We start from the raw sequence: 20,833 nt of genomic DNA on the forward strand, positions 1-20,833 counted from the left end.
AAAAGGAAATAATTGAGGTGGTAAAAATGAGTAAAGATGTAAATATTGAAAATATGTACGAAGGGAAAAATATTGGAATTGTACTGGATAAGACAAATCTGGATAATTTTGTGATTCGGGAATTTGTGTTAAATGAAAATATGAATGAACATCAGAAATTAGAGATGCAATTGGAGATGGATGATGAGCAAAGGAAGAATTTGGAAAGGGTTATTCAGAAGGAAGATGTCGAGATTCAGGTTGAACTTGAGAAGGCTGGGGAAAATGTTGGGAAAAGACGGATTTTTAGTGGAATTGTTGATTATTTTGAGATACTGGATTATGGGAGTTATGGGTGCAGGATTTTGATGAGAGCGTTTTCTAAGAGTGTGCTTTTTGACAGGAAAAATGAGAAGAAGTATCGGGTTTTTCAGGATAGGAATTTAATGTTTTCAGATATAATTGATGAGATTAATAAGGATTATGCTGATAAAAAGTTGGAAATAAAGTATTCTGATATTGCGAAAAAGCAGATAGGTAGTCTTATTGTCCAGTTTGATGAGACAGATTGGGAATTTTTAGTAAGACTTGCAAGTCAATTAAAAACTGGGATGTTTGTAATTGAACAGGGGATAATATTGTTTGGAATGCTGGAAATGGGGAGAAATTAAGAAGGAAAATAAATATTTTTCAGATTATTCGCTTGTGAGAGATTATAAAAATCTATATTATAAAGTGCAGTCAAATAAAGTAATAAATTTGGGAGATGCTGTTTCCATTTCTGAAAACGCTGTAGAAAATGAAGGAAATGATAAAGATTCTAGTGGGAATAAAGGTAATTTTTCTGTATTAAAAACTAGGGTATTTTTGAAGGATTTTATTTTGAAAAGTGAATTTTTGGCAACGGATATGAGCAATTATCATATATTCAAGAAGTATAATGAAAAAATTAAAGGGTGTAGGATTGAAGCTAATGTTGAGCGGGTGTTTGAAGATGGTGGAATTGCGAAAATGGAAGTCAAGTTTGGAGAGGGGCTGAAAAAAATTGTTCAGGAAAGAAGCAATGATGAAAGTAATGATAAAGCGTACGATGATTATGGAATAAAAAGATTTCCATTAAGTTATCAGACTTTTTATTCGCAGACAAATACTGGATTTTTCTGCACTCCCGAAGTAAATGATACTGTGGAAGTTTATTTTCCAAATGAAGATGAGCGATTTGCAAAAGTGTCGTGGGCAATAAACAATAAAGGAAATGGAAGATTTAGCGATTATACAAAAAGAAATTTTCAGGTTAATCAGAGTGATTTTAATTTTAGTTTGAATTTGAACAGTTTTGAAGTGAAAACGGCTGAAAAATATAGTGTGGAATCGCCAAATATAGTTGAAAATGCAGATAATTTTGTAAATAAGGCGAATCAGAATATGATAGTGGCTTCGAATAATTATTTAGGTATAGAGTCAATCGGGGATGCTGATTTTTATGGCTCTAAAATAAATATTATTGGGAAAGAGAAGGAAATAACAATGGAATCATTAAGTTCAGATGTAAGAATTAAAGGGAAAAAAGTTCATAGCAATTAATAGACCTATTTGATAGCCATACAAACTTAGAATTTAATAAAATAAATATCTAAAGCAAGGGGTCTTGACCCCTTGTAGAGATAAAAAAAACTTAGGTTATCGAACATATCTAATAATAAAAAATACAGGAGAATAATAAGGTTAGTTAAAACTTAGTGTTCTTCCTGTATTAAAAAGATTTAAGTATAATTTATTTTTTTCTTTTGTTTCTTATGAATTGTATAAAAGTTATAATTTCCTGTTTTTCTGTATCTGTATAGTTTTGGGAGTTTAAAACATATTCATCTAAATCATCATCTGGAATTAAATCAGTTTGCCGATTTAAGAAATAACTTGTGATAGCTCCTGTAATCATACCAAAAGTTCCCATTCCAATGAGTATCAGAAAAATAGCAATTATTCTTCCAATAAATGTATGCGGATAGACATCTCCATAGCCAACAGTAGTCGCAGTTACAAAAGCCCACCATAGACCATTAAAATAGGAGAGTTTTTCGACATAGGAAACTATTAGGGCAGATACTATGATTCCAAGTACAGCAAATATTAACAAATAAATAAGTCCATTTGCTCTCAAGATTTTTTTTATTTTTTTGTAGAATTTTTTCACAGACAAATAAGCTTTTGTCAGCTTTAAATGTTTAAAAACTCTGGCTAAACGTCTAATCTTAAAAATTCTGAATAGCCTAAAAATAGAATAATACGGAATAATTGAGATTAAATCAGGAATATTGCTTTCAATAAAATCTAATTTATTTTCTGAATGTGTAAAACGTATAAAATAATCAACTGCAAAAATTAGATAAATTGACACGTCAATAAATTCCAGAATTGGATTATTAAAAATGCTAATATCACCATGTAAATCTAAAAGTGTAGTGACAAAGCTGTATAATGCCAAGAAAATAAAAATAACCTGATAACTTATTCGGAATCCTTTGTTTTTATGTAATTTTTCAATTTTCTTTTTCATAAAAACTCCTGTTTTATTTAATAACTTTTCTGTATGTTACTAATAACGGATTCCAAACACTTGCATTTGTTGGGGAATATGCAAAGTCAATTTCTATAAATTTTTCAATAGGTGTTTCAAGAGCAATAACGATAGCCATTTGATCTACAAATTGTGCCACAGCTTCTTTTCCTACCATTGCTCCACCAAGAACAATTTTTCTATCTCTATCGTAAATAATTTCAGCACTTGCAGGAACAGAATCTTCAAAGCCAGAATTTTTATACATTGCTTTCATTGAAACTATATCAGCATTGTATCCTAATTGCAGAGCTTCTTTTAGAGAAAGTCCAGTTTGTGCTAGTTTTACATCATAGAATGAAGTTGCAAAAGAACGGATCAATCCTTTCCAGCTCACATCTTTTCCAGATAAGTGTTTTGCAAGGAACATTCCATGCTTGTTTGCTACATCTCCAAATGGAGCGTATAAATTTCTGCCAGTTTTGTAATATTTGTTAAAAATACAATCTCCAATGGCATACACATCTTTAATATTTGTTTCAAATTTATCATTTACAGTAATCTTCCCAGAATCAGTTTTTAATTCTTTAGGCAGAAAATCAATATTTGGAGTAATTCCGATACTAAATAATGCAATATCAAAGTCTACAGTTTCGCCGTTATCTAGTTTTACTGATTTTGCAACATTATTTTCAGAAATTATTTCTGAAACGCCTGAATTTAGTTTTAATACCACATCATTTTTTTCTATTTCCTTATAAATTCTCTTTTTTAAGTTTTCAGAAACATTTGGAAAAATTTGATCAGCCTTTTCAATCAATGTAACATTTAATCCATTTTTTCTAAATGATTCAGCCATTTCCAGTCCAATAAATCCAGCTCCTACGACAACTGCGTTTTTTAATTTTGATTTATTTTCATTAAGAAAATCTTTTATTTCAAAGGCATGTTCTGCATGTGACAGTGTAAACACATTTTCTAAATCTTTTGAGTATCCAGCAATATTCGGCACAAACGATTTTGCTCCAACAGCAATTACCAGTTTGTCGTAAAAAATTATGCCGTTAATTTCATCGCCTTTTACAGTTACAGTTTTATTTTCAAAGTTGATTTCTGTAACTTCGTGATGAATTTTCACGTCAATTCCACGTTTTATAAAATCTTCAGGCGTTCCGTGCAGAACGTCACTTTTCTTCAATTCATCAGCAATGAAATAAGGTGTCGGACATCCAGCCCAAGCCACATAAGATGATTTTTCAAATAAAATAATTTCATCTTCAGGATTTGCCTTTTTATATTGAGTCGAAAACATCATTCCAGCTGCTCCGCCTCCAATTACAACTATTTTCATAATATTTTTTCGTATGATAATTTATAAAATCATACACTCCTTTCATTTATGGTTGTTTTTATTTTTGGTTCATTTTGTTAAATAAATATCTAAGTCTGCTTGCCACCATATTTATACCAACTTTATTATCTTTTCCACGTGGAATTATAACATCGGCATACCTTTTAGAAGGCTCAACAAACTCCAGATGCATAGGTTTTACAGTATTTATATACTGATTTTTTATACTTTCAAAACTTCTTGCACGCTCGTTCAAATCTCTTTCAATTCTTCTTAAAAGCCTTTCATCATCATCAGTATCAACAAAAATCTTTGTATCGAAAAGATTTCTAATTTTTGCAATTGCAAGCACCAAAATTCCCTCAACAATAATTATGTTTGCAGGCTCGATATGCTGAGTTTCGTCAACTCTGTTATGAACCTGAAAATCATAAATAGGCTTTTCGATAGATTTTCCATCCTTCAATTCCAATATGTGCTTTTCAAGCAAGTCAAAGTCAATCGCATTTGGATGGTCATAATTCAAGGCAGTCCGTTCCTCATAAGTCAAGTGGTCATTCGCTTTATAGTATGAATCCTGTTCAAGTAGAATTGAATGAATCCCCGTTTTTTCCAAATTTCTAATTATAGCCTGAGTTACGCTTGTCTTACCAGAACCAGTACCTCCAGCAATTCCAACAATTATAGTTTGATAGCTCATAAAAATTTCTCCTTTCTGAAATAGATAATTATTTATTTTTTTATTTTAAGAATATTATGAACTCTGAATTTCAAATAATTTTATCATTTTTTCCCTTTATTTACAATATATATATTTTTATAAAATTTATCTGTTTTTAAAAATTATTAAAAAATATTTGAAAAAAATTTAATTATATGATAAAATTAAAATATAATTAAATATTGGAGGGGTTATGAATAGGGAGAATGAAATTTTTGAAAAGGAAATGCTTGGAAAAAGTCTAAGAGAAATGTTTTTTGAATTGAATGTTGAAACTGAAGACAGGTTTCAGAAAATTAAGGATGATTTTTTGAAAGTGAATATTTGGGGAAATACTGGAGAAGAAGATATTTTTATTGAAACAGTGTTGGCTGATAAAAATGAGGTGTTCAAGCTGGATGGAGTATTTTTTCCAGTAATCGACAAGTTAACTGATAAAATGGACACTTTTGATGAGAGTTATAAAAATATTTATTTGGAAGATGTATATTTAAACGTGGAATTTAGAAAGATTAGTGATATTGCAGATAGGGAATTTTTGGCTTGGATAGATATTGAGGAAGCAAATTATGAGCTTAAGGTGGTTTTGGAAAAGGATGAAAGGTATTTTGAAGAAATAAAAAAATTATATGATTCGTTTGAGCTTAATGGAAAAGTATGGAAAACGTTGAATATGGCACATTTTGCAAGATGTTTTAGAATTAGGTTGAATGAATATGATTTTGAGATGTCGCAGAAAATTTTAGAAAAAATTCAGAATGGAGAATATAAAATTACATATGATTTTGAAGAATATGAAGAAAAAATTTTAAGAAATAAGGAATTACTTTGGAATATTGAGAAAAAGAAGATTATAAGCACTATCTTTGTCCGTCCGACAAAAATTGACTTGTCTTTTGAATATACAGTAAATTTTGAAGATAATGAACAGATTTTAGTGTCAAATTATGAAAATGAAGATATTTTATGCTGTTATCAAAGCGACAAAAATAAGTTAAGCATTATTTCCAAAAAAAATACAGGCGACATTTGGAATATTTTTTCCATAAAATCAATAGAAAAATGTAGAAAAATGCTGGAAATATATCAAAAAAATAATGAAAATTCAGAAAATTATTTTCATTTTACAAATGTAAAAAATGAAAGTTTCATTGATAAAATTCAAAGAAAAAATAAAAAAACTAGAAGCCGTTCATTTTTGGAAAAATATTTTCTGGAATATGAGTTTATAAAAAATGAAATTTTATTAAAAGATTTGAATTTTAATGAAAAAATCGAAGGAAACTTAAATATTTATGATTGCAATGAAAATTTAAGAAATGAATTTGAAAAATCTTACTTTGAAAAAAGAATAAATTTGAATCTATTTGTTGAAATTAAAAATTTTGATGAATATTCAGAAGATAAAATAAGTTTTGTAATTTCAGAAATTCAGAATAATTTTGAAGAATTTACGTGCAGGGGGTATCTGTATGGCGAATAAAAATAAAAACGGATATGAATACATCTGGGCAACTCCTTTAAATTCCAAATTTGAACTTGAAAACAGTATCTCGGCATACATTGAAATAAACACCGATTTTGTAAATAGCAAATTTAATGAAGCAAAATTAGTTAAAGTAAATCCATATGTCAGGTTCAACAAAATTTTCGTAAACTTTTTGAATTACTACGATAATTTTTTTGAAATAGAGAAAAAAATTTTAAAAGATAAAAAAATAAAAGATTTAACAGCTGAAAATACTGCTAAAAATAAACCTAGAAGAAATTTTGGATTTAAAAGTAAAAACATTGAGGAAGAAAAAGATAGTAATTTTATTTTAAAGAATTTTAAGAAAAATGTAGAAAATAATGTGATAAATTACTTAAGGGAATTAGATTTTATAAGCGGAACAACTGTGATAGATGTTATTTGTGAAAAAATTTCAAAAGAGATAAAAAATGAAGTTCTAGGGAAAAAATTAAAAAAGTATTTTTTTCAATTAAACAGGGAAGAGCAGGAATACATATCACTTTTAGTTTATAATCAGCAAATAAACAGTGTAAATTGTATGAAGAATTTAAAAATTGGAGTACAGTATTTCTTTTACGATTCAATTATTTACAAAGAAAAAAAGCAAAAAAATAAAATAATAATCTATATAAATAAAGAAAAATCAAAAGAAAATACAACAAAATTAAAAATTTTAGAATTATTATTTTTGGAATTTGGATTAGAATTAAAAGTATTCTGGGAAAATCATTTTGGAGTTGTGAGTGTTGATGAAACAGTAAAAATTGATGAGATAGCAGTTTTTTAATAAAATGAAGGGGTGAAATAAATGAAATATAAATTGAGAATTACAGATGAGGAAAATAAAAAGGAAATAAACGTAAGTGAAGATGAAATTATGGAAGTGAAATATAAAATTGGGCTTGCAGAAGATACAAATTTGGCAAATAGCAGAAGTACAGTAGAAATGGAAATAATTGGAAAAATTATATCAAATTTGGAAAATACTGGGAATAATCAGGAAATCCAAAGTGTAAATGACGATTTGTATGAAAAAAACAAAAAAAATATAATAGATTTAGTAGAATGGGCAGAATCATATCTGGAAAAAAGTGATTATAGAAATTTGGAAATGTTTGTTGATTTAGGTTCAAATAAAAAAATGGACTTAAAATTTACAAATATGTTTGTGTATAATTTTTCGCAGGAAATGAGCATTGAAAAAGGAATTGGGATTTTTAAACTAAAATTAAGACAAAAATTTCATCAGAAAAATAAACTTGATATAAAATAATACTTAAATTGAAATTTTGTGGTATAATAAAAATGTGGATATTTTTTAACAAACTTAAAAATTATTTGATTTCTAAAAAAATTATAAAATCTATTTTAGGAGGAAAATACAATGATTATAGATGTTGAATTAAATGAAAAAAAACAAAAACAGTTAAAAGAAGTTTTAGAATACGACAATAATTTTATCAATAATTTAATATCAAAAGAATTAGACAGAATAGAAGAAAATGAACAAATTTCTAAATTAGAAATAAAAAGGATAGTGAAATTATCTGAAAAAGTAAAAAAATCCCCAATGATACCTCTTGAAGATTTTGGAAAGGAAATGGGGTTTTAAGTGGAATACAGAGTATTGTTATCCAAATATGCAGCAAAAAAATTAAAAAAGATGGATAAAAATACAAGTAAAAGAATTTATGATTTTTTGAAAAAAATAGACAATTCTAAAAATCCAAGAATTAAAGGGGAGGCTTTGAGCCATAATTTAAAGGAATACTGGAAGTATAAACCACTAAAAGATTATAGGGTTATAGTTGAAATACAAGATGATAAATTAATAGTTTTAGCTATTGAAATAGAGCATAGAAGTAAAGTATATTTGATTTTAAATAAACTAAAAAATCATTTTTAAAATAAATAATGAGAAATTCAAATATAGGGAGTGAGTTTTTATGAATAGAAATATTTTTATTACTGGAGCTACAAGTGGAATTGGAAAGGAAACTGCTTATGCATTTGCAAAAAATGGAGATAATGTAATTTTGTGTGCTAGAAATGGCGAAAAATTAAAAGAAATTAAAATAGACATTGATAGAAAATATGGAACAAACGCCTATGTGTTTATACTTGACGTTTCCAAATATAATGATGTTGTAAAAACTGTTAAAAAAGTAATGGAAGATGTTAAGAAAGTAGATGTTCTGATAAATAATGCAGGGCTTGCTTTAGGTCTTGATAAATTTCAGGATTATGATATTATGGATATTGAGAAAATGATTGACACTAATATGAAAGGGCTTTTGTATATAACAAGACAGATTTTACCTAGTATGGTTGCAAATGATGAGGGACATATTATAAATATCGGCTCAACTGCTGGAATTTATGCATATGCTGGAGCTGCTGTGTATTGTGCAACTAAATCAGCTGTTAAAGTTTTAAGTGATGGAATCAGAATTGATACAATTGATAAAAATATAAAAGTAACAACAGTTCAGCCAGGAATTGTAGAAACAAATTTCAGCAATGTAAGATTTCACGGAAATATGGAGCAAGCTAAAAAGGTTTATGAAGGAATTGAGGCATTAAAACCGGAAGATATTGCAAATACGATACTTTACATTGCAAATCAGCCAAAACATGTACAAATTTCAGATATTACGATAATGGCGACAAATCAGGCGACAGGATTTAATATTTACAGAAAAAATCAAAAATAAGTAAATATTAAAATTATTGACTTTTAGAGATAACTTTAGTATAATATCGAATATCAAAAGGAAGTATCGCCTAATGGTAGGGCAGCAGCTTGGAAAGCTGTGGGCGGTTAAACGTCTTGTGGGTTCGAGTCCCTCTACTTCCGCCATTTAAAAATGAAAAATATACTCAAACCTATTTAAAATTAAACTACTAAAAATTATATAAATTTAGAGTTTGAGTAAAATAGTCATAACTTTTTAGTTCGGGTTTAAAGCAGTTTTACTATACATACAATAATGAATCTATCTTTAAATTTTTAAATATTTTTAGAGATAGATTTTTATTTTTCTTATGACTTGTTAAAGAAAATTCAGAGAGAGCTGAAAAATAAACTAAAAAATAAATGTTTGACAAATTCATAAAAATGTAGTAAACTAATTAAGATATACGCATAAAATTGGTGGCTAATACCAATAATAGCGATAAATTATTTGGAGGTGAACATAAATGTTTGCAGTAATTAAAACAGGTGGAAAACAGTACAAAGTAGAAGTTGGAACTGTATTAAAAGTTGAAAAATTAGCAGCTGATGTTGATTCAGACATCGAAATTAACGAAGTTCTATTAGTTGGAGAAGGAGAAAATGTAACAGTTGGAACTCCAGTTGTAGAAGGAGCTAAAGTTGTGGCTACAGTTAAATCACATGGAAAAGGTGACAAAAAAATTAACTTTAAATATAACAAAAAAACTTACTACAGAAAAAAAGGACACAGACAATCTTTTACAGCAATTGAAATTAAATCGATTAATGCTTAATTGTAGTTTTTTATATAATTGTAGATTGTGAAAGATGTTGTGATTTGAATGATAAATATAAAGATTCAAAGACAAAAAGATAAAATAACATATTTTGAAATAAAAGGACATGCAGAGTTTTCAGAATATGGAGAAGATGTAATTTGTGCAGCGGTTTCATCAGTAGGACAAATGACAGTCAATGGTCTTATAGAAACTTTGAAACTTAAGAAAAAATTAAAGTTTATCGAGAAAGATGGGCATATTGTATGTGATTTGAAAAATTCTGGATTGACTGATGAAGAACTAGAAAAATCGGATATTTTGGTTGAATCAATGTATTCATATCTAAAGGACGTTGCAAAAAGTTATAATAATTTTGTGAAACTTAAGGAAATTAAAAAATAAATTTTGATTCACAAAATTAAGATTTGAAAAAATTCAAGAAATAAAATATGAAAAAGAAAGAAATCGAGGAGGTCGGAAAATGTTATTAAAATTAAACTTACAGTTATTTGCCTCAAAAAAAGGGCAAGGATCAACTAGAAATGGTAGAGATTCTAACCCTAAATATTTAGGAGTAAAAAAATATGATGGAGAAGCTGTAAAAGCTGGAAACATCATTGTAAGACAAAGAGGAAGTAAATTTCACGCAGGAACTAACGCAAAATTAGGAAAAGATTATACTTTATTCGCATTAACTGATGGATATGTAAAATTTGAAAAATTCGGAAGCGGTAAAAAAAGAGTAAGCATTTATCCTGAAAGAGTAGAAGCTTAAGAATAAACGATAATTTATTAATTTTATAAAATACTATTTTAAATTTAAATTTTAAGATAGTATTTTTTTTTTATTATTGACTTTAGTCAGTTGAGTACGCAAAGCGTGCGAAACATAAAACCACCCGCTATGCTGGTGCGGAAACGTAAGTTTGCAACAAAATACACCTTCCATTATAATAGAGTTGTTCAAGCTACTATTAATGAAAGGAAGGTGTTTATATGGCTAATAAAACTAATAGCCTGTCTCATACTAAATGGATGTGTAAGTATCATATAGTATTTACACCTAAGTATAGACAAAAAATTATATATAGTCAATACAGAAAAAGTGTGGGAGAAATTTTAAGAAGATTATGTGAATAAAGGAGTTGAAATAATCGAAGGACATCTGATGAAAGATCACGTGCATATGCTGGTAAGCATACCACCAAAAATAAGTGTATCAAGTTTTATGGGATATCTGAAAGGAAAAAGTGCATTGATGATGTTTGATAAGCATGCAAACTTGAAATATAAATTTGGAAACAGACATTTCTGGTCAGAAGGATATTATGTAAGTACAGTAGGCTTAAATGAAGCGACAATAAAAAAATATATAGCCGAACAGGAGAAACATGATATAGCGATGGACAAGTTAAGTGTAAAGGAATATGAAGTTTTAAGGGTAGCAAGTAGTACGGCTACCTCTTTAAGAGGTAGCAACGAGTCAAATACAACAGTAGCTTGAACGAAGGTCAAGTATCGTCTTTAGGCGAAGTAGGAGACCCGACGGCTTATAGCCGTAGAGCAAGCCACCCTTTTGAAGGGTGGTCTTGACTACATTTATTTTTGACTCAATTCACTTTTACTTAGGACTTCAAACTATTATGATTACAAATATAAAAAAATTATTTTTTTAGTAGACTTTTCTAGTTTTTTATGTGATAATTTATTAAGTAAAATTAAGAAGAAATTTTTCACAAGTGAAAATTTATAAGAATAAAGAAGGGAGAAATCATTTAACAATGAGAAATAAAGAAACTTTAGAATTAGTAACAAATGCTGCAAAAGGTAAAATAGGGTTTTTAAAGGAAAGTAAAGGGAAGTACTTCATGTCTGCATTTTTGGCTGGAATGTTTATTGGGATAGGAATTTTATTGACTTTCACAGTAGGAGGTGTTAGCAGTGGCTTGCCGACTAACAAAATTCTTATGGGAGTTAGTTTTGGGATAGCGCTTAGCCTTGTAGTTGTTTTTGGAACTGAGCTTTTCACAGGAAATAATATGATTGGAGTAGCAGGGTTTTTAAACAAGGGAATAAGTTTTAAGGATATGATTCTTATGTGGGTAGCATCTTATGTGGGAAATATCGTAGGATCAATTATGCTTGCAATAGCATATGTATTTTCAAATTCTGCTTCAAAACCTGTTGTAGAATTTATTGTAAAGGTTTCAAAGGCAAAAATTACTGCACTGCCGCACGAACTGTTTTTTAAAGGAATTTTATGTAATATTCTTGTGTGTCTTGCGGTTCTGGCTGGAATAAAATTAAAAGAGGAAACTGCTAAGCTAATAATGGTATTCTGGTGTTTATTTGCATTTATAACTGCTGGATTTGAGCACAGTGTTGCTAATATGACTCTTTTAATGATGGGGATAATATACAATGGAGCAAAAGAAATAACATTAAATGGTTATTTTTATAATTTATTATTTGTAACATTGGGGAATATTGTTGGTGGAGCATTTGTTGGTTTTGCTTGCTATTATTTAGCAAAAAAGGATAAATAATAATTTAAATAAAAAAAATAATTTTTAAATGGAGAGATAAAGTAAAATTTAGGAGGGAAAATGAAAATCAGTTTAAATCGTGAAAATTTTAATCTGGCACTTGAAAAGCTGAAAAAAGAATACAAGATATATGCTCCAATTGAGATACCATTTCGTGGTACATTTTCAGATACTTCTGTAATCAGATATTCTGAAATTGAAAAAATTGATGAAATATGTTTTGACAAAAAATCTCATTTTTCAGCAAAAGAAATAATGTTGCCAATAACACAAACAATGTTTTATTTTACAGAAGAAGGATGCAAGATGCCCAAAGAACAGGAACAAAAATATCTTATATTTCTTAGAAGCTGTGATTTACATGGTGTCAAAAGAGTTGATGATATTTACTTGAATAATAAATTTTTGGATATTTACTACAAGAGGGTTAGAGATAAAGTTAAATTTGTAGTGTTTGGATGTCCAAATTCATTTGAGAACTGTTTTTGTGTAGATATGGGAACTAACAAAACTGATGAATACAATATTGGAATAAAAGTTACAGAAGAAGAAATATTTGCCGATATAAAAGATGATGAACTGAAGGTTTATTTTAACGAACTTATTGCTGAGAAAAATAATGGAAACGATGATGAGAATAAAATAAATGAAATGTATCTAGATGTAAAAGATGAGAAAATGAAAAAATATCTTGAAGAGATAATTGCTGAAAATAATAATAATAAAATAAAGGAAAATGTTGAATTTGAAATGGAATTCGTAGAAGATAATGAAATTCATGTGGATATTCCTGACAATATTGAGCTTGAAGATATAATAAATCTGGATTTATGGCGTGAATACGACAGCCGTTGCATAGCCTGCGGAAAATGTAACTTTGTTTGTCCAACTTGTACATGTACGACTACGCAAGATGTTTTTTACAGTGAAAATGAAAATAATGGAGAAAGACGGCGTGTATGGGCTTCATGTCACGTAAATGGCTTTTCAGATATGGCTGGGGGTCATTCATTCAGACAAAGACATGGAGATAGAATGAGATTTAAGGTAATGCACAAAATATCTGATTTTAAAAAGAGATTTGGATATCAGATGTGTACAGGGTGTGGAAGATGTGATGATGCGTGTCCTGAATACATTTCATTCTCAAATTGCATAAACAAGTTAAGTGCTGAACTAAAAAGAATTTCGGCTGAAAAAAGAGGTGAAGAATCAGAATGAGTACAGTTAACACATTAAATACAATAAATATGGATGAACAAGCTATAATGGATATGAATGTATATTTACCGACTGTTCACAAACTTTTGTTTATTGAAAAAGTTACTGAGCTAGAATGGCTATTTCGTGTAGAATATAAAAAGGGAAGTGTAGAAGCTGGACAGTTTATGCAGGTTTCATTGCCAGGAGTTGGAGAAGCCCCTATTTCTATTGCGAATTTTGACTTGGAGGAAGGTTATCTTGATTTTCTGATTAGAAAAGTTGGAAAAGTTACAGACAAGATTTTTGAACTGAAAACAGGAGATAGAATTTTTTTGAGAGGACCTTATGGACACGGCTTTCCAATTGAACAATATAAAAATAAGCATATTGTAATGGTTGTTGGAGGAAGTGGAATTGCTCCAGTTCGCCCAATTATCGAATATTTTACAAAGCATCCTGATGAAATGAAGTCCTTTAAAATTATTGTTGGATATAAAAATTATGAAAGTATTATTTTTGAAGAGGAATTTTCACGTTGGAGAGAAAATATTGAAATACTTGTAACATTGGATAATGTAGAAACAGCAAGAAATATTGGAAAAACAGAAGACGAAATTCACGAAGGAATGGTTACCAAATACATTCCTGATTTAAAAATTCCTGAAAATATGGATGAAGTTGAATACATTGTTGTAGGCCCTCCAGTAATGATGCATTTTTCTTGCCTTGAAATCCTAAAAACAGGTATTCCAACTGAAAAAATATGGGTTTCATTTGAAAGAAAGATGTCCTGTGCCGTTGGAAAATGTGGGCATTGTAAAATTGATGAAACATATATTTGCCTTGAAGGGCCAGTATTTAGATATGATTTTGCAAAAAAATTACTTGATTAAGATATGAATTTTAAGAAAAAACAAAAGAAGAGGTAAAAACAATGAGCATGGATTTAAATAGAAAAATTGTTACCAAAAATGCATTCAGGGTAACAAAGGACAGATCTAAAACAGCATTGCGTGTGAGAGTGCCAGGAGGAGCAATTACTGGGGAAATAATGGAAATGGTTGCAAAAATAGCTAATACTTATGGAGATGGAAATGTTCATATTACAACTCGTCAAGGTTTTGAAGTATTGGGAATTTCTTGGAATGATATTGAGAAAGTAAATAAGATGGTGCAACCAATCATGGAAAAATTGGAAATTAATTACAAGGATAAAGATAAAGGATATGCTGCTGCTGGTACAAGAAATATTGCCGCTTGTATCGGAAACAAAGTGTGTCCAAAAGGCGCCTATAATACAACAGAATTTGCCAAAAAAATCGAAAAAGCAATATTTCCAAATGATTTTCACTTCAAAGTAGCATTAACAGGCTGTCCAAATGATTGCCAAAAAGTGAGAATGCATGATTTTGGAATAATTGGAATGGCAAAACCTGAACTTGATGAATCTAAATGTGTTTCTTGCGGAATGTGTGAAAGAAAATGTAAAAAGCTTTCAACAGGAGCAATTTCATATAAAAACTATAAACCCGTAAGAGATCATCAAAGATGTATAGGTTGTGGAGAATGTGTCTTAAACTGTCCAACAGGAGCATGGACAAGATCCCCTAAAAAATATTATAAACTTGCAATAATGGGAAGAAGTGGAAAACAAAATCCAAGATTGGCAGAAGACTGGTTATTCTGGGCAGATGAAGAATCAATAATAAAAATTATAAAAAATACTTACGAATATGTTGACAAATATATCGACAGAAGTCTGCCAAAAGAACATATTGGTTACATTGTTGACAGAACAGGTTTTGAAGAGTTTAAAAAATGGGCATTAAAAGATGTTAATCTTCCAGAAGAAGCTGTAATTGTAAATAATGTGTACTGGAAAGGTATAAAATATCAAGGAATATTATAAATATTAAGATTAACTTTTAATAAAAATAATAAAAAATACAAGAAAGGGTGGTTTGTATGTCTTCATCTTGGATGGATAAATACAAAAAATATAAAAAAGATTTTAACAAAAAAGATTATCATGGTGAAGATCCTAGTGAAGTCAATGAGTATGATGAATATGACGAATACGAAGAGCATCAGGATAAAGATAATGATGATGAAACTAAAGAATAAAATTTGTAAAATATTGTAATTTATGATATTAAAAATTAAATTTAGAAAGAGACTATTTTGGGAAATGAAATTCTGAAGTAGTCTTTTTATTTTAAAAATAATTTTATTTAAATATAAATTTGTAAAAATTTCAAAATACTATTGATTTTTTTTAAAAATGTAGTATAATTAAATAGATTGAGAAAAAAATAATTTGATTTAACAATTATTATAAATTTTGTTTAAAAATTAAAATATGAATATATTGAAGGAGAGGAAATAGATGAAAGTAGTTGTAATTGGATGTACACACGCTGGTACAGCGGCAATTTTAAATTTGAGAAAGATAAATCCTAATGCGGAGATAACAGTATTTGAGAGAAATGATAATATTTCATTCTTATCTTGTGGAATTGCCTTGTATGTAGGAGGAGTTGTAAAAGATCCTCAAGGGCTGTTTTACTGTTCACCTGAAAAATTAAGAGAATTAAATGTTGACACTAGAATGAGACATGAAGTAAAGAATGTTGATATTGAAGGTAAAAAAGTAAGAGTTGTGAATTTGGAAACTGGAATTGAATTTAATGAAACTTTTGACAAATTGATTATCACATCTGGTTCTTGGCCTATTATTCCACCAATTGAAGGAATTGATTTAAATAATATCTTGCTTTGTAAAAATTATAATCATTCAAATGAAATTATTGAAAGAGCAAAACATTCACAAAAAGTGGTTGTTGTTGGAGCAGGATACATTGGAGTGGAACTTGTTGAAGCATTTAGAGATAATGGGAAAGAAGTTGTTTTAGTTGATGCAGAGGAAAGAATTTTGAGCAAATATTTTGACAAGGAATTTACAGATGTTGCTGAAGAATCGTTTAAACATAGAGGAATTGTAATTGCGACTGGGGAAAAAGTTGTTAAATTTGAAGGAAGCAATGGAAATGTAACAAAAGTAGTTACTGATAAAAATGAATATGAAGCAGATATGGTAATTATGTGTGTTGGATTCTTGCCAAGCACTTCATTGTTTAAAGGACAGCTTGAAATGCTTCTAAATGGAGCGATTAAAGTTGACGAATATATGAGAACAAGCAATAAAGACGTTATGGCTGCAGGAGACTGCTGTTCAGTATTCTATAATCCGCTGCAAAAAGAAAGATATATTCCACTTGCAACAAACGCTGTAAGAATGGGAACATTAGCAGGTATAAACTTGCTTGAAAATAAAGTTAAACATCTTGGGACACAAGGTACTTCAGGAATTAAAATTTATGAAAACAATATGGCTGCAACTGGATTAACAGAAGAAAGTGCAAAAGAAGAAGGAATAGAGGTTGAAAGCGTAATTGCAGTTGACAATTACCGTCCTGAATTTATGCCAACTTATGAAAAAGTAACATTAAAAGTAGTATTTGAAAAAAATAGTAGAAGAATTTTAGGAGCACAGTTAACTTCTAAAATTGACTTAACACAATCAATTAACACATTGTCAGTATGTATTCAAAATAAAATGACTGTAGAAGAATTGGCATTTGTAGACTTCTTCTTCCAACCTCACTATAACAAGCCTTGGAACTTCTTGAATTTAGCAGGATTAAATTCTTTAAAATAGAAAAATTTTTAGAAAAAAAATTAATTAAAAAAGGAGCAGTCTCAGAGAAGAATGAGAAAACTCCTTTTATTATATCTTGTTGTATCTTATACAAATAATCATATATCTTTTTAGGTTAGTTTATTAGTTTTATAAAAATAGTAAAATATAAAAAATTTATAATTGATAATTTTATTACCTTATGCGATGGTTCTCGTTACATCTTAAATTCTCCAACTTCTCCGTTATTAGCTTTGTTAATCAAAAAATTCGACAATTCTTTAAATTCTGATAGAGCTTTTGCATCTTTTCCTGTTACGGAGTTTACATTTTGAGTATTTACTAGATTTCTTGATATTTCAAGAGAGACGTCTCTAAATGAAGATTGACTCATTGAGAATAATTCTCCATTTTGGTTTCTTCTGTCATATTGGGCACCAATTATTTTTCCGTCCTTTATGGTTAATTTTACAAATGAACTCCAGTTACCGTCATATTTTTTTTCAACAGAATAAATACCATTTTTTAATGCTGAAAAACTTAGAACATTTATTAAAAATGTTAAAATAAATAGCATTTTTTTCATAATTATCACCACTTTTCTAAGTAAAATTTTTTTCTTCTTTCCTTTATTAACAGTTGAACCACACTAATATTATACACTATAAAATAAATAAATCAAGTCTTTTTAATAAAATCCTTGAGTATCGGTTACATAACCTTCTTGACTGTAAAAAGTCCAAGTTCCATAAGGCTGATAATGTCTTAAAGTTCCTTGTGTCTTTATTTTCCCGTTGTCATAGAATTGAGTAAAAGTACCACTTCCATTATCTAGCTTCATTTCACGTTCTTTTACACCTGTTCTGGAATAACCTATAATATCTGTAATTGTACCATTTTTATAATTTTCGATTAATTTTTTTGTACCATTTTCATAGTTCCAAGTCCATTTTCCATCTCTTAAATTTCGGGTATAATTTCCATCCACACGTACGGTTCCATTAGAATAATAAAATTTAGTTTTTCCGTTTAATTGTCCATTGACATAGGTATTTTCATTTGTAACAATTCCGTTTGAAAGTTTTAGTTCCTTTCCATTTCTGGCGTTGTTTACATACTGTACTGATGAAGTTAGTCTTCCAAATTCATCAAAGTCATACCCATCCCCATTTAGCATACCGTTTTTGTAATTTCTAATTGTTCGGGAATTACCATTCCCATAAAAATCAATATCTTCGCCTTCTCTTATACCGTTTATATAGTTAGCCACTTTTGATATATTACCATTGTCATAGTATGAAAACATAGGTCCGTTTAATGCTCCGTTCTGGTAGTTTCTTACTGCTTGTGCTCGACCAATTTTATTAAATTCAACATATGTTCCAGTAAATGGTTGACCAGTATCTTTTAAAGTTGCATAATTTCCAGAAATTGTAACATTAGCAACAGTACTGTAATATGAACTTAATGCGCGTGAAGACTGTGAAGTATATTCACTACTTCTTTTGACAGGAATATTTTTATTTACAGTTGCAGCTGATGAAAAAATACCTGTAGATATGCACGAAAATAAAATTATTATCGATTTTCTTGATTGCTTAAATAATTTTAACATAATAGCTCCTTCTTTTTAGTTTTTAAATATCATTTTTATTATAACAATTTAAAATTATATTTTCCTTAGAAGTTATATTTTTGTAAAATTTGTAAAAATTTAAAAATATTTTTAAAAAGAAATAAAATATGCTATAATTACTAATACATAATAGTTTTTTTTAAAAAGGTGAAAGAAAAACAGAAATATTAAATAAAAAAGGAGTGATAGCATGGCATTTGAGAATTTTCAGAGAGAACTTTATGAAAAAAAATTAGAAACAAAAAAATATTTTTCAATGGCATTTGAAATTTTGAAAGTATTTATAAATGAAAATAAATTATGGACAATATTTTTTGTTATTGCAAATATCTGGAAATTATTTTCAAATATAATTGAAAATAGAATATATGATTACAAATTTTTAATATTTATTCCCAATATAGTAGCAACAATATATATTGGAATATTTTGCATAATCTCAATTATAAAAATTGGAAATAAAATTGAAAATAAAATATTTGAGTATAATTTAAAGGATATAATGAAAAAATATCTGATAATTATAGCAATACTTGTAATTGCATATCTAGTGGCTGCTGAGATAATTTTCGGTATAATTGCTAATTTTCAGGCAGCTATATTTGGAATGTGGTGGCTAGGCGCTGAAATCGCAAGACCTTTGTATGTAGGTTATGAACTATTTTTGATAATTTTTGAAATAGTTGTTGCAATCTTGTCCTTAGTAGTATTTGGTGCAATAATATTTTTAATATCAAATGTTTTTTATTTTGTACAGATATATTGCATTAGAAGTATTTCAGTACAGGAAGCATTTAGGTTAAATTTAAAATTATTGGAGGGTAATAGACTAAGAATTTTAATTCCAGTTGTATCACTTGCGGCAGTAAATTTCATATTAACAAGTCCGTTTTCTAATATTGCCATAATAGTCTCACTAAGTTTTTTAAAATTTTTACCAATATATGCAGTATTTCCAATATCTATCATAATTGGAACTATTTCTAGCTTGTTAATCATTTTTATAATAACAATAAGCGTTATAATATACTTAAATGTGGAATATGATTATGTCAAAAAACATAATAAAAATTTAGAAAGGAAATAAACCTATGAATTTGGAAAGTATACAGGAAAAACTGTTTGAACGAAAACTTGATCTAATAGAATATTTTAAGGCTGCATTTGATATATATAAGGAATTTTTAAAAAATAACAAGTTACTAGTATTTTCGACATGTTTATTGCTAATGCTAATAACAAGTCTGGATATTTTTAATAAATATTTAATGGCATTAGTTGTCAAGTATAGAGAAGTAAAAATTGCATTTCTTGTTATGATGTTGTTAATTTTGGAGCTAATTTTGTCAGTAGGTCATTCATTTTTAATTGGATATTATTTTAAAAAAATAGTAATGGGAATCGAAGGAACTGAAAATAGTTTTGAATTTAAAAAATTCTTTTTAAAGATGTTGAAATTTATTGGAATACAGTATTGTCTCGTAACATTTTTTCTTGTAGTAAGTCTAGAGCTGAATTTGCTTCATTTAAATTTTATTGACTTAATGTTAAAAATAGTTCTGATAGCTATGTTTTTTAAATATTTTCTATATTTTGAAACATATTATGTTCGTGATTTTAAAATTATGGATTCGATAGAATATAGTCATCAATTATCAAAAGCAAATAGACTCAGAAAAATTATTCCTGAAGTAATTTTTATTCTAATAAGCATTGTGTTTGTATTCATAATTTCCTTAGGGATTTCCAAAATATTCGGAATAAATTATCAGATAGAAATTATAACGACAGTTACTTCAATAATTGGATTCGTATTTTGGGCAATATATTTTCAGGTTTTAAGTATTTCAATATTTTTAAATGTGGAATATGATTATTTGAAGAATCAAGAAGAAAAAAATATTAATAGTGATTCAAATCTAGATATGGAAAGTGAAACAATAGATTGTAAAAATGAAGAAAATGATAATTAAAAATGAAATCTATTAATTTAAAACTGTGGGATTTTTATAATCTCACTTTTTTAAGATTTTTTTTAAAAAATATATAACAAAAATAAAAAAATTGTGCTATAATTTGTATATGATAAACTTATAGGGATATCAATTTAAAAATATTTCTATAAAATAATAATT

General features: G+C 28.2%; 24 protein-coding genes, 1 tRNA gene and 1 pseudogene. 21 read left to right on the forward strand and 5 right to left on the reverse strand.

Annotated features, from left to right (window positions below; all coding sequences use genetic code 11):
- The first annotated feature begins 26 nt into the window (after positions 1-26).
- Entirely contained in the window at positions 27-650 is a 624-nt protein-coding gene (locus tag LEBU_RS12240; RefSeq protein ID WP_015769360.1) for a contractile injection system protein, VgrG/Pvc8 family, read from the forward strand.
- A complete protein-coding gene (locus LEBU_RS12245) occupies positions 622-1,563 on the forward strand; it encodes a hypothetical protein (protein ID WP_015769361.1) in 942 nt (313 codons plus the stop codon). Before LEBU_RS12240 ends, LEBU_RS12245 begins: the two co-directional genes overlap by 29 nt.
- A 190-nt stretch (positions 1,564-1,753) precedes the next feature.
- Here LEBU_RS12245 and LEBU_RS05550 read toward each other — a convergent pair whose 3' ends face one another.
- Genes LEBU_RS05550 through udk form a run of 3 tightly spaced genes read right to left on the reverse strand, consistent with a single transcriptional unit; the run spans position 1,754 to position 4,587 of the window.
- Positions 1,754-2,536, reverse strand: a complete 783-nt coding sequence (locus tag LEBU_RS05550; protein WP_015769362.1) for a potassium channel family protein — start codon at positions 2,534-2,536, stop codon at positions 1,754-1,756.
- A gap of 13 nt (positions 2,537-2,549) precedes the next feature.
- A complete protein-coding gene (locus LEBU_RS05555; protein WP_015769363.1) occupies positions 2,550-3,887 on the reverse strand; it encodes an FAD-dependent oxidoreductase in 1,338 nt (445 codons plus the stop codon).
- Between the two features lie 58 nt (positions 3,888-3,945).
- A complete protein-coding gene (gene udk, locus LEBU_RS05560; RefSeq protein ID WP_015769364.1) occupies positions 3,946-4,587 on the reverse strand; it encodes a uridine kinase in 642 nt (213 codons plus the stop codon).
- A gap of 214 nt (positions 4,588-4,801) precedes the next feature.
- Between udk and LEBU_RS05565 the strand changes: the two genes are divergently transcribed.
- The 17 genes and pseudogenes from LEBU_RS05565 to LEBU_RS05640 all read left to right on the forward strand — a co-directional run bounded on the left by LEBU_RS05565 (position 4,802) and on the right by LEBU_RS05640 (position 17,083).
- Positions 4,802-6,091, forward strand: coding sequence for a hypothetical protein (locus tag LEBU_RS05565; protein WP_015769365.1), 1,290 nt, complete (start codon positions 4,802-4,804; stop codon positions 6,089-6,091).
- A complete protein-coding gene (locus LEBU_RS05570) occupies positions 6,081-6,908 on the forward strand; it encodes a hypothetical protein (RefSeq protein WP_015769366.1) in 828 nt (275 codons plus the stop codon). The genes LEBU_RS05565 and LEBU_RS05570 overlap by 11 nt, the downstream gene beginning before the upstream one ends.
- Before the next feature lie 21 nt (positions 6,909-6,929).
- A complete protein-coding gene (locus tag LEBU_RS05575; protein WP_015769367.1) occupies positions 6,930-7,394 on the forward strand; it encodes a hypothetical protein in 465 nt (154 codons plus the stop codon).
- Positions 7,395-7,505: 111 nt separating this feature from the next.
- Positions 7,506-7,733, forward strand: coding sequence for a hypothetical protein (locus tag LEBU_RS05580; protein ID WP_015769368.1), 228 nt, complete (start codon positions 7,506-7,508; stop codon positions 7,731-7,733).
- Positions 7,734-8,027: a type II toxin-antitoxin system RelE family toxin gene (locus LEBU_RS05585; RefSeq protein ID WP_015769369.1), complete on the forward strand. Its 294-nt coding sequence runs from the start codon at positions 7,734-7,736 to the stop codon at positions 8,025-8,027.
- A 40-nt stretch (positions 8,028-8,067) separates the two neighbouring features.
- A complete protein-coding gene (locus LEBU_RS05590) occupies positions 8,068-8,835 on the forward strand; it encodes an SDR family NAD(P)-dependent oxidoreductase (RefSeq protein ID WP_015769370.1) in 768 nt (255 codons plus the stop codon).
- A gap of 59 nt (positions 8,836-8,894) precedes the next feature.
- A tRNA-Ser gene (locus tag LEBU_RS05595) sits at positions 8,895-8,981 on the forward strand.
- 341 nt (positions 8,982-9,322) lie between these two features.
- Entirely contained in the window at positions 9,323-9,631 is a 309-nt protein-coding gene (rplU, locus tag LEBU_RS05600; RefSeq protein WP_015769371.1) for a 50S ribosomal protein L21, read from the forward strand.
- Between the two features lie 48 nt (positions 9,632-9,679).
- Positions 9,680-10,018: a ribosomal-processing cysteine protease Prp gene (locus LEBU_RS05605; RefSeq protein WP_015769372.1), complete on the forward strand. Its 339-nt coding sequence runs from the start codon at positions 9,680-9,682 to the stop codon at positions 10,016-10,018.
- 79 nt (positions 10,019-10,097) lie between these two features.
- A complete protein-coding gene (gene rpmA / locus LEBU_RS05610) occupies positions 10,098-10,391 on the forward strand; it encodes a 50S ribosomal protein L27 (protein WP_006803992.1) in 294 nt (97 codons plus the stop codon).
- A gap of 221 nt (positions 10,392-10,612) precedes the next feature.
- A pseudogene (gene tnpA / locus LEBU_RS05615) lies at positions 10,613-11,120 on the forward strand (IS200/IS605 family transposase).
- Between the two features lie 277 nt (positions 11,121-11,397).
- A complete protein-coding gene (locus LEBU_RS05620; RefSeq protein ID WP_015769373.1) occupies positions 11,398-12,162 on the forward strand; it encodes a formate/nitrite transporter family protein in 765 nt (254 codons plus the stop codon).
- Positions 12,163-12,222: 60 nt separating this feature from the next.
- A complete protein-coding gene (locus tag LEBU_RS05625) occupies positions 12,223-13,383 on the forward strand; it encodes a 4Fe-4S dicluster domain-containing protein (RefSeq protein WP_015769374.1) in 1,161 nt (386 codons plus the stop codon).
- The gene (gene asrB, locus LEBU_RS05630; protein WP_041760565.1) at positions 13,380-14,258 is read left to right on the forward strand and encodes an anaerobic sulfite reductase subunit AsrB; all 879 of its coding nucleotides are present in this window, start codon (positions 13,380-13,382) and stop codon (positions 14,256-14,258) included. Before LEBU_RS05625 ends, asrB begins: the two co-directional genes overlap by 4 nt.
- A gap of 41 nt (positions 14,259-14,299) precedes the next feature.
- The gene (gene asrC, locus LEBU_RS05635; RefSeq protein WP_015769376.1) at positions 14,300-15,274 is read left to right on the forward strand and encodes a sulfite reductase subunit C; all 975 of its coding nucleotides are present in this window, start codon (positions 14,300-14,302) and stop codon (positions 15,272-15,274) included.
- A 56-nt stretch (positions 15,275-15,330) separates the two neighbouring features.
- Entirely contained in the window at positions 15,331-15,489 is a 159-nt protein-coding gene (locus LEBU_RS12000; RefSeq protein WP_015769377.1) for a hypothetical protein, read from the forward strand.
- 262 nt (positions 15,490-15,751) lie between these two features.
- Positions 15,752-17,083 carry an FAD-dependent oxidoreductase gene (locus LEBU_RS05640; RefSeq protein ID WP_015769378.1) on the forward strand — a complete coding sequence of 444 codons (1,332 nt, stop codon included), beginning with the start codon at positions 15,752-15,754 and terminating at the stop codon, positions 17,081-17,083.
- 196 nt (positions 17,084-17,279) lie between these two features.
- Here LEBU_RS05640 and LEBU_RS05645 read toward each other — a convergent pair whose 3' ends face one another.
- A complete protein-coding gene (locus LEBU_RS05645; protein WP_015769379.1) occupies positions 17,280-17,648 on the reverse strand; it encodes a hypothetical protein in 369 nt (122 codons plus the stop codon).
- A 102-nt stretch (positions 17,649-17,750) separates the two neighbouring features.
- Positions 17,751-18,677: a toxin-antitoxin system YwqK family antitoxin gene (locus tag LEBU_RS05650; protein WP_015769380.1), complete on the reverse strand. Its 927-nt coding sequence runs from the start codon at positions 18,675-18,677 to the stop codon at positions 17,751-17,753.
- 211 nt (positions 18,678-18,888) lie between these two features.
- Between LEBU_RS05650 and LEBU_RS05655 the strand changes: the two genes are divergently transcribed.
- Complete coding sequence (locus LEBU_RS05655; RefSeq protein WP_015769381.1) at positions 18,889-19,785, forward strand: hypothetical protein; 897 nt, start codon at positions 18,889-18,891, stop codon at positions 19,783-19,785.
- Between the two features lie 4 nt (positions 19,786-19,789).
- Positions 19,790-20,671, forward strand: coding sequence for a hypothetical protein (locus LEBU_RS05660; RefSeq protein ID WP_015769382.1), 882 nt, complete (start codon positions 19,790-19,792; stop codon positions 20,669-20,671).
- Positions 20,672-20,833: the final 162 nt, after the last annotated feature.

The organism is Leptotrichia buccalis C-1013-b, from assembly GCF_000023905.1.
GTDB lineage: Bacteria > Fusobacteriota > Fusobacteriia > Fusobacteriales > Leptotrichiaceae > Leptotrichia > Leptotrichia buccalis.